At 70.5% G+C, this 9,296-nt stretch carries 6 protein-coding genes; 4 read left to right on the forward strand and 2 right to left on the reverse strand.

Features of this window, described 5'->3' with window-relative positions:
* Window positions 1–466: ATP-binding protein (locus FrCorBMG51_RS13915; RefSeq protein ID WP_157180504.1), on the forward strand; the 466-nt coding region annotated here is incomplete at its 5' end.
* A 965-nt stretch (window positions 467–1,431) separates the two neighbouring features.
* Here the strand turns inward: FrCorBMG51_RS13915 and FrCorBMG51_RS13920 are convergent.
* Window positions 1,432–2,937, reverse strand: a complete 1,506-nt coding sequence (locus tag FrCorBMG51_RS13920) for a multicopper oxidase domain-containing protein (protein WP_052914663.1) — start codon at window positions 2,935–2,937, stop codon at window positions 1,432–1,434.
* A gap of 575 nt (window positions 2,938–3,512) precedes the next feature.
* Between FrCorBMG51_RS13920 and FrCorBMG51_RS25285 the strand changes: the two genes are divergently transcribed.
* The 3 genes from FrCorBMG51_RS25285 (at window position 3,513) to FrCorBMG51_RS13935 (ending at window position 7,574) form a co-directional block, all read left to right on the forward strand.
* Window positions 3,513–4,781, forward strand: a complete 1,269-nt coding sequence (locus tag FrCorBMG51_RS25285) for a coiled-coil domain-containing protein (RefSeq protein ID WP_052914664.1) — start codon at window positions 3,513–3,515, stop codon at window positions 4,779–4,781.
* Between the two features lie 693 nt (window positions 4,782–5,474).
* Window positions 5,475–6,866 (forward strand): metal-dependent hydrolase family protein, encoded by a 1,392-nt coding sequence (locus tag FrCorBMG51_RS13930; protein WP_047223505.1) that lies wholly within the window; start codon window positions 5,475–5,477, stop codon window positions 6,864–6,866.
* Between the two features lie 351 nt (window positions 6,867–7,217).
* Complete coding sequence (locus FrCorBMG51_RS13935; RefSeq protein WP_013873592.1) at window positions 7,218–7,574, forward strand: four-helix bundle copper-binding protein; 357 nt, start codon at window positions 7,218–7,220, stop codon at window positions 7,572–7,574.
* Between the two features lie 272 nt (window positions 7,575–7,846).
* On the opposite strand, the gene FrCorBMG51_RS13940 is transcribed toward FrCorBMG51_RS13935, so the two are convergent.
* A complete protein-coding gene (locus tag FrCorBMG51_RS13940; protein WP_235433569.1) occupies window positions 7,847–9,037 on the reverse strand; it encodes a DUF2637 domain-containing protein in 1,191 nt (396 codons plus the stop codon).
* Between the last annotated feature and the right edge of the window lie 259 nt (window positions 9,038–9,296).

Below are 9,296 nucleotides of genomic sequence, written 5' to 3' on the forward strand. Positions count from 1 at the left end.
GGCCCTGCCGATCTCGGACCTGCGGGCCGGACTGGTCGAGTGGGCGACCCCGGCGCTGTTCCTGCGCGGCCCGGCGATCCCGCTCTACGACCCGGCCGCCGGCTTCGAGACGATCATCGAGCCGGCGGAGCCGGTGCTGGCCGACGGGATCGTAGTCCGCCGGGTCGGGGAGTTCGTCGGCCGCCGCGGTGAGCTGCGCACCCTGACCCGGGTGTTACGCGGCGAGCAGGCCGGGACGCAGACCGGAGTGGTGATCCACGGGATGGGCGGGGGCGGGAAGTCCACCCTGGCCGCCCAGCTCGTCGCCGGTATCGGGGAGCGGGCCGGGCTGGTGGTCTCGCTGGCCGGCCGGGTCGCCGTCGACCAGATCCTCTACGCGATCGCCGGACGGCTGGCGTCCTGGTGCTTTGCCCACAACCTCAGCGACACCGACATCCGTCGCCGCCTGAGCGATGGCGACGGCTGACGCCGAGTGCCGTGATATGGCGGGCTGATCGGCGGGTGCGGGAGTCGGCGTACGCTCCGACTGGCTGGTTTAGAAAAGCGTCAGAAGAATACTCGCCATTGTGTTTCCTCGCCGGGGGCGGTCAGGGTCTGCTGGTGTGAGGTTACGGTGAGGTGGAAGGCGTTGAGGTCTGGGCGGCCGAGACGGTCCCAGGTGTGTGCGGTGTTCTCGATGATTTTCCAGACGGGTGCGCCGTTGTCGCCTTCCCGGATTCGCAGCAGATCGTTGTCGTCGATATAGGCGTATACCCATCCTTCCGGGTCGCTGGTGCGGAAGGTCGCGTCCCGGTCGGAAGACTGGAATGATCCGCGGTAGGCCAGCCCGGGAACGCGGGACTGCAGCAGGAACTGGAAGCGATCGTCATCGAGGATGAAATTCGCACGCCAGTCAAGTAGTTAACCGTCATAGGATCGCAAAGACATGCGATCCTATGACGGTTACCCGTATATCTGCGATCTTGTCAAGGCGCGCCTGGAACATGTGGGCGGTAAGCCTGGTCGAATCGTCGAACTCTGCCGGATCCGCTTCACGGACGTACATCGTCAGTTGTTCGCCGCCAGGACTGCGTAGTGGTGCTACCCGGAACGGCTTGTAGACGACGCTCCCGACCTCGGCGGCGAATCGGTGTGCCTGTCCCAGCCCGCCGAGGCGCAACCCGATCGGCTGGCAGACGATCTTCCAGGGAAAACACCGCGGTCAATCTACCTCTGTCTATCAGCGCTCGGAAGAGCACCAGGCTATCCGCCTACCGGCTCACAGACCGACGAAATGGAGGCGGTGCATCTGGCCTTGTCGCGTGGAGCTGGGTTGGTTTGGTGGTGTGGGGGATGCAGGTGTCCCGGGTGGGGCTGGGCCGGGACACCTGCGATGGCCGTGTGCTGGGCTGGGCGGAACCGTCGGGGGTCAGGTGGTCCGCGGAGCCGGGATCAGGGGGTGGTGCGGCGGCGGACGACGAGTCTGCGGGCGCCCAGCGCCATCATGAAAACGATCAGTACGGGGACGATCGGGAAGGGCGAGGGGTGGGCGGTGCCGCCTTCGCCGGCTGGTACGCCGCCTGCCGGTATCGGCATCTTCGTGGACGGGGAGCCTGCCGACGCCGCGGATGCCGAGCCGGACGACGACGTCGCCCCCGTCCCCGCTCCCGCCGCCCCCGACCCTGCCGAGCCTGAGGACGGGCCGGGTTTTCCGTCGGGAGTGAGGACCTGATAGCGGGTGATCATGCCGCCGAGGAGGTGTTCGTTGACGTGGCAGTGGAACAGCCAGGTCCCCACGTCGTCGGGCACCATGTCCGCCGTGGCCATGGTGGCGGGCAGCAGTGGGACGGTGTCCATGCGCATGCCGCTCCACAGCACGCTGTTGCCGTGCCAGTGCGGGGTATGCAGGTCCTGTTCGCCGCCCATGCCCATGACGTACCAGCGGACGTGCTCACCCTTCCTCATGGTGATCATCGGCCCGTTGCCGAAGATGTAGCCGTTGATGGCCAGCCGCCGGTTGGACCTGGTGAAGTTCGCGTCGTCCCGCGGCGGATAGGGCGGCTGGGCGAAACGGCGGAGGTTCTCCTCCAGGTACGGGCTGCGGTTCTCGTCCATGATCTCGAAAAGGGCGACGATCTCGCGGTCGACGTCCTTCGGGCTGCCGTCCGGGCGGCCCAGCCCCTTGCCGGTGATGACCATCGTGCCCATCAGGCCGGCGGCGGTGTCGCTGACCTCCTGGGTGTGGGAGTGGTACATCCACATCACAGAGCTGCCGTCGTGCGGGCCGGGGCCGGCGCGGTCGGGCACCAGCCAGGTGTAGGTGTGCCGGCCGCCGGTGGGAACGGCGTCGTCGTACTTGTCCACGCCGGAGGTGTTGTCGGCGTACGGCGCCCCCTCGCTGGCTTTCGTGTAGAAGACCCCGTGGGGATGCACGCTGTCGGGGATCCGGCATCCGTTACGGAATACGACCTTTATGGTGTCGCCGACCTCGGCGTGGATCGTCGGCCCCAGCAGGCCCAGGTACGCGTCCTGCGGCGGGCGCGACACCAGCGTGGTGAAGCCGGCGTCGGTGTAGCCGCGGTAGAGGCATTTCACGTATCGCATACCGATCCGTCCCGGACCGGACTCGAGGAAGGTTTTCTCCTGCGGGCTGAAGGGCTGGCCGGTGATGTCGTTGCGGTCGTCCGGGGCATAGTTCCACACGACCTCGTCGGCACCGATGTAGTAGGTGCGCACGCGCCCGGTCGGGTGGAAGGGCTCGCCGGCGACATCGTTCCAGTACGACCCGGCCGTGCCGGCCTGCGCACCCGGCGCGGGCCCATCCGTACCGTGGGCGCCGTGGGCATCGGGAGCGCCGTGGGCATCGGGAGCGCCGTGAGAGTCGGGAGCGCCGTGGGCGCTCGGTGTGTCGCCCACCGCGGGCCCGGCGGTCACCGTGGCGAGGAGCAGCACCAGCATGCCCGCTGCGGCGGCTCGCCGGACGTGCCGCCGCAGTGGGAGCCGCGACCCATCCGGCCCATCCGATCTGTCTGCTCCTCCCGGGCGCCCCAGTCCTGTCAGAGCGGTCGGAGCGGTCGGAGTCGTCGGATCGGCTGCCGTTCCCCGGCCACGAAAGAATGATCGCGCCGCCGCTGCCCTCCCTGGCGGTCTGCCCTCCATACCTGTACGCCTACCGGCGCGCAATTCCTCAATCACGGAGCGTGACAGTAACTGATTGTGAGCGAAGCTGTCCGGTAGGGGTCCGCATCATCCACCTACACGGTGAAAACAGCGATGTGCGCTGAGACTGAACGTCACAAAAGACGATCGAGGACGGGAAGGGCGCAGAATACCGGGCGGGGGTCGGCCGGACGCCTGGTCGGACGCCGGCCAGAGAGCGTCGGACGGCGTCCGGTCGCCCGAACCGGCGGGGCGGGCCGGGTGGGGGCAGAGCCGTCGCAAACCGCGCTGGCCGCTGGCCCCCTGATCGTGCGTCCTGGTGCATTCTTGTCGGGTCGGTGCGGGCGGGATACCGGGAGCGAGAACGGACAGCGATGAGCATGACCGAGGACGCGACGGTCGACGGGAGCGCACCGGTACGGTGCGCCTACCCGGGATGCCGCCAGCCGCCGAGCGCCCCGGCCGGGCCGGGGCGTCCGCCCGCATACTGCGACGATCCCGCCCACAACCGGCTGTCGGCCTACCGCCGTAGACGGGAGCTCGCCGGGCAGTCCGGGCCGGGAGCGGCCGGGATGGGAGTGGTCATCGGCAAGGCCGGCTCGGAGCGCGCCGCGGGCGCGCGCGGGCGGGCCGACGTGCTGGCCGAGCAGATCACCGCGCTGGCCGGCAACCTCACCCAGACGCTGGACGCCTTCGTCCGGGAGATGACCGCTCTTGGTGACATAGCCGCCACCGAGGCGCGGGTGGAAACGGTCGAGGCGGAGGCGGCCGAGCGCGTCGCCGAGGCGATCGCCCGGGCCGTGCGCGCCGAGCAGACCGCTCGTGAGGCGCAGGTCGCCCGGGACGAGTCGGAGGCCGTCGCGGCCGAGGCGGTCGGCGTGGTCGACACGTTGGAGGAGCGGATCACCGCTCTGGAAGCCGAACGCGACGCGTCCGCAGCGGCCCGGGCGCAGGCGCAGGCAGCGCTCGAGCAGGCCCGCGCCGAGGCCGCCGCGGTGGCGGAAGCGGCACGGCAGGACGCCGAGGCACGCCTGGACGCGGTCCGCGCCGGGGCGACCGCGGAGATCCGCCAGGCGCACCAGGCCGCGGACGCCGCCGTCCGGACGGCACGTGACGAGGCCGCCGCGGCGGTGGCTCAGGCGCGGCAGGACGCCGCGCAGGCGGTTGCCACCGCCACCGCCGCCCGCGACGCCGCGCTGGCCCGGGCCGAGGCTCTGGAGCACACCACGGCCCAGGCCAGGGCGGAGGCTGACCGGCTGCACGCCGACCTGGTACGCCAGCGCGACGCCGCGGACGCCGAGATCGCCCGCGTCCACGCCGACGCCGAGCGCAGGCTCGAGGCTGTCCACCGGGCCGCGGACGAACGCCAGGCCGTGCTCGCCGAGGCCAGGGCGGACGCCCGTTCCCGGGCCGAGCGCGCCGAGCGCCAGGTCGACGAGCTCACCTCCGAGCTGCGCGTCGCCCGGGCCGAGCTGGCCGCGACGCGGGCCGGCCGCAACGGTGACAGCGCGGACGGCGACGCGACGGCCGGTTCAGCGGCAGCGGGCCCCGTGACGGCAGCGGGTGCGGTGGCAGCCGGCGCGGTGGCCGCGCCGGCACGCCATCCGGTGGACCCGCCGGTCACCGCCGCGACAGTCGGATGACGACGGCCGGCCGCCNNNNCCGCCGTTGTCGACCGCCATCGGGCGGTTGTCAGGCGGTTGTCAGGCGGTGGCCGGTCACCGTTCGCCGGGCCGCGACCGACATCCGTCGGACGCGGTCTTCAGGTCGCTGGCCCTTGACCCTGCCAATGACGGTCAGTTACGTTCACGAGCAGACTGGAACCATCGACTACGGTATCCGCCTCACCGGCGGACGCCACGGCCGGTTGGGCTGTCCGGGCGAGGGCCGTGGTGACGGCCGGGCCGGGCGGCTCGGTCTGTGACGGCGCATCCACCGGCGCCGACAATGGAGGTACAGGTGTACAGCGCCAGGTTGAAGCCAGCGGCAGGTACTGCGGCCGACCACGTCGCGCAGGCGTGCGGCTTCACCGTCCGCCGGTACATCGACACCTGCCGCGTGTCGAGCACGGCCTGTCGACCGTGATCTGAGTGCCCGCTCGGACGTCGCGGTTGCCAGGCAGCCAGCAGGCAGCCTGGCTGCCGCCCGGCGCTTCGTCGCCGTCGTCCCCGCCACATCGTCCTGACCGGTGATCCGGTGTGTGGCCTGGCCGAGCGGGCCCAGCGCGGTACCCGGCCCGAGCCGGCATATCCTATGTGATCTCCATAGCGTCCCCGCGCCCAGGGCAGTGATTCATCCAGTGGTGGACGCCGGACTCCAGCGGCAGGAACGGCACGATGACGATCACCAGCACCGATGTCCCACGGCGGGACGGCACCGCCCTGTCGAACGGGTTCGTCCTGCGGGGCGTGTACGCCCTCGACGAGCACGGTTACTTCGACGGCCCCGTGGATGTCGCGGTATGCAATCGGCACATCACTGACGTCCGTCCGCATCTTCCGCTGAACGCCAGCGCGGTCGATGTCGACGCGCATGGGCTGTGGCTGATGCCCGGCGTCATCGACTGCCACTCCCATGTCACGCTCTGCACATACGATCCGCTGGAGATGATGACGACATCGCTGTCGGAGCGCTTCTTCCAGACAGCGGCGATGCTGCGGCGCACCCTGGCCGCCGGGGTGACGTACGTCCGGGACGCCGGCGGCGCGGACGCCGGTGTGCGTGACTCGCTGCTCGCCGGGCACGTCCCCGGGCCGCGGCTGGCGGTCTCGGTGGTCGGGCTGACCCGCTCGGAAGGCCATGGCGACGGGGCGCTGCTCGGCCCCGGTCTGGAGGCGCCGGAGGCTCTGACTGCGCTGGACTATCCCGGCCGGCCCCGGCATGTCGTCCGGGAATCGGACGGGATGCGCGCGGCGGTCCGCTCGGTGGTGCGGGCGGGCGCGGACTGGGTCAACATCTTCGCCAGCGGCGGCATCATGTCGGTGCGCCCGGGGCAGCCGCTGCCGGAGTTCACCGCCGCGGAACTCGCCGTCGCGGTCTCGGAGGCGGCCGCCTTCGGACGCGGGGTCATGGCGCACGCGCTGGGCGCGGCCGCCGTCGACGCGGCGGTGTCGGCCGGCGTCCGTTCGATCGAGCACGGGATCGGTCTCACGGAGCGTGAGGCCGACCTGATGGCGCGGCGTGGTGTCACGCTGGTCCCCACCCTGTCGCCATACCACGAGCTGGGGCAGCTGGCCGACACCGGGCAGTTGCCCCAGTGGGCTGCCGACCGGGCGCACGTGACCCGGGCCATGCTGGCCGACACGATCGGGGTGGCCCGCGACGCCGGGGTCAGGATCGCCCTTGGCAGCGACTGCCGGCACCGGGACCGCCACGGCGCCAACCTTGCCGAGATCACCCGGCTGCGCCAGAGCGGGCTGTCGGCGTCCGAGGCACTGCTCGCGGCGACGGCCAACGGCGCGCGCCTGTGCGGTATCTCGGAAAGTGTCGGTCGTATTGCCCCACGCTATGAGTTCGACGCCATTCTGCTGGACGAGGATCCGGGCGACCTGTCGTTGTTCGAACGTCCCGACGCGGTGACGGGGGTCTTTCTCGGCGGCGTTCCCGTCGTCCCGCACAGCCGCCTGCCCGCAGCCATGACCGTACCTGTGGGCGGTGACCTCCGGCCGTCCCCGGTGCCCGGCCCCGTTGGCGACCTGCCGCCGGCGGCAAATCCCGCGACGCCCTGAGAACTTCGGCCGGCCCGCCACTGGCCGAAGTTCCTGTCGGTGGTGGGCCGATGTGCTGTTGCCGGCGTGTCACCAATGTGTGTCCGTTGGCGCACCGGGAACAGGAAAAGAACTGAACAAAACCCGCTAATATTCGCGAACACGTCGATTCTGCCGCTCTTTTCGTTACGCGAATCGCCGCTGAATTGGCCCGCGGGGGCGTTGACCGCCACGGTTGCTGATGCGCGTTCGTCATACGAGGCTTATCGTTGGTCCGAGCCCCTCACGGAACGGCGGAATATTCGACGTGAGCGGTTCGCAGTGCCCATCGGAGGCGGCGGTTCACGCCGCGCGACCGTCAGGAGGGTCATCGTGCAACATGCCGAGAAGATCAGTAATGAAATGCGCAAGGCGATCGACAACTGCATGTCCTGCTCGACCACGTGCGAGGAGACGATTGCCTACTGCATGGACATGCCGGGAACGATGATGGACGCGGCGAACATGCGTGTCCTGATGGACTGCGCGGCCGTCACGAAGGTCTGCGCGGACATGATGTGCCGCATGTCGTCGATGTACCGGGAAATGTGTGCCATGTGTGCGCGCATATGTACCATGTGCGCCGAGATGGCCATGAAGATGCCCGGCGACGCCCAGATGATGAAGCTGGCGGAGGCGTGCCGTGCGTGCGCCGCCTCCTGCCAGACGATGGCCGGTGCCACGGTCTGAGCCTCGGCACGGCCTGACGTCCGCCGCCCTCTCCTGATCGGCGATGGTGGGGAGCGCGGACGTGTCATCGTCGGGTCCGGGACGTCACGGGGCGCCATCCGCGTCGCCCGGACCCGACGGAAAACCCACAGGTACCCGTCGGCGCCGTCCTCGTCCGGCATTGTTCCGGGTCGGCGCTGTTCCTGGCGGCTGCCGTCTCCTGTCGGTTCTGTCTGTCAGCTCTGTCCGACATTACTGCCGATGCCGGCCAGGATACCGGCCGGGATATTCGGTCAGTCGGATTTCGTGGTGGCCACCAGAGCGGGCGAGACGGTGTCGGCGTCATGGTGACGGGTGTCTTTCCGGACCTGATAGACCCAGCTTCTGCTGACTTTCACCCCCTGCGCGGCCAGCAGCGCGACGGCATCGGTGGCAGCACCTCCGGTCTGTTCGAGCGCGCGGACAATGGCATCGCGTTTTCCGGCCGCGTCCAGTGCGGTCAGTGTAACAGGAAGTGATGCGGACGCCGTCGCCATGGATATCGGAACGGGTCCGTTGTGCTCCGCGCCGGACTTGTCTTCGTTCGGCTTTCCGGCTTCGCCGGGGTTTTCGGCCGGTCGGGCGCTGATGCCCGCGACCAGGATGCCCGCGGGCGGCCGGGCGTTGATACCCGTGTCCGGGCGGGTGACAATGCCAGCCGTGCCAGCCGTGCCAGCCGTGCTGGCCGTGCCGACCCCGTCGGCCGGGATGCCGGGCGACGACGGTGATGCCGGCGCAGCGCGGTGCACGGCCGGTCGTGCTGCCAGTTGCTCACCGCGCTGCGCCGGAACCGTGATCGGGATGTCGGCGGACCGCCGGCCGCCCGCCGTACCGCGGCCGGCGTGGATCTGGCGCATGAGCAGTTCGTAGGAGCCGAGCAGTGCCAGCGGCGGCCAGCCTGCGATGATCCTGGCCGCCAGAGTGGGCTCGGCGTGCATGACGTTCGCCGCCAGCGACGCGCACGCACCCAGCGTCAGCAGCGTGTAGGACAGCCAGGAGCGGGGGCGCCCGGCACGCCGGTCCCGCAGCATCGTCATGGACGCGGCCACGATCAGGCCGTCGACGCTGAACGGGATGACCGTCGCTGCGAGGCGGTCCTCCCCCTGCTCGAGGGCGACCCCGCGCATGTGCCGGTAGGAGACGAAGGCGGCCACCGCCGCGACCGCGACCACCGCGACGATGGTGGTCGCCTGGATGGCCCGCTCCGCCCGCGGTCCGGCCTCGCCGTCCGGCCCGGTGCCGCCACCGGGCTGCGCCGTGTTCCCCGGGATTCCCGGGCCTGCCACATCATGTGGGCCCGCTGTGTTCCCTGGGCGGTTCCCCGGGCTGTTTCCCGGGCCGGTGCCAGCTGGCCCGGGTGAGCCGTCGGGGACGGTGCCGCCCGGCGCGAGGACGCTCGGAGCGGGCTCACCGCCGGGTGGTACGGATCCGCTGTCGACCGTCACGGCAGGTCCTTCCTGGAGGGCCGGCAGGCTGGTGCGGTTTCCACCACTTACCAGCCATCCTGACGCCTGCCGGCCCGTCCAGGTTGCAGGCCTGCGAAGAGTTCCTCATGGTGACTGGTCAGCTACGATTCCGCGGCCGGGACGGTCAGCATCCGGACACGCGCGCGGCGCGGTCCGGCCGCCGGAGCGGTCATTACTATCCATAACCGGTAGGTTCGCGGCGCGGACGGTGCTGTCGGCCGACGGCCGACGGCCGACG

The sequence above is a fragment of the Protofrankia coriariae genome (genome assembly GCF_001017755.1).
Taxonomy (GTDB): Bacteria; Actinomycetota; Actinomycetes; order Frankiales; family Frankiaceae; genus Protofrankia; species Protofrankia coriariae.

Excerpts from the sequence above, each read along its gene's own strand:
- FrCorBMG51_RS13920 (WP_052914663.1), bottom strand. The coding sequence starts at position 2,937 with ATGCTGGTGCTGCTCCTCGCCACGGTGACCGCCGGGCCCGCGGTGGGC.
- FrCorBMG51_RS25285 (WP_052914664.1), top strand. The coding sequence starts at position 3,513 with ATGAGCATGACCGAGGACGCGACGGTCGACGGGAGCGCACCGGTACGG.
- FrCorBMG51_RS13930 (WP_047223505.1), top strand. The coding sequence starts at position 5,475 with ATGACGATCACCAGCACCGATGTCCCACGGCGGGACGGCACCGCCCTG.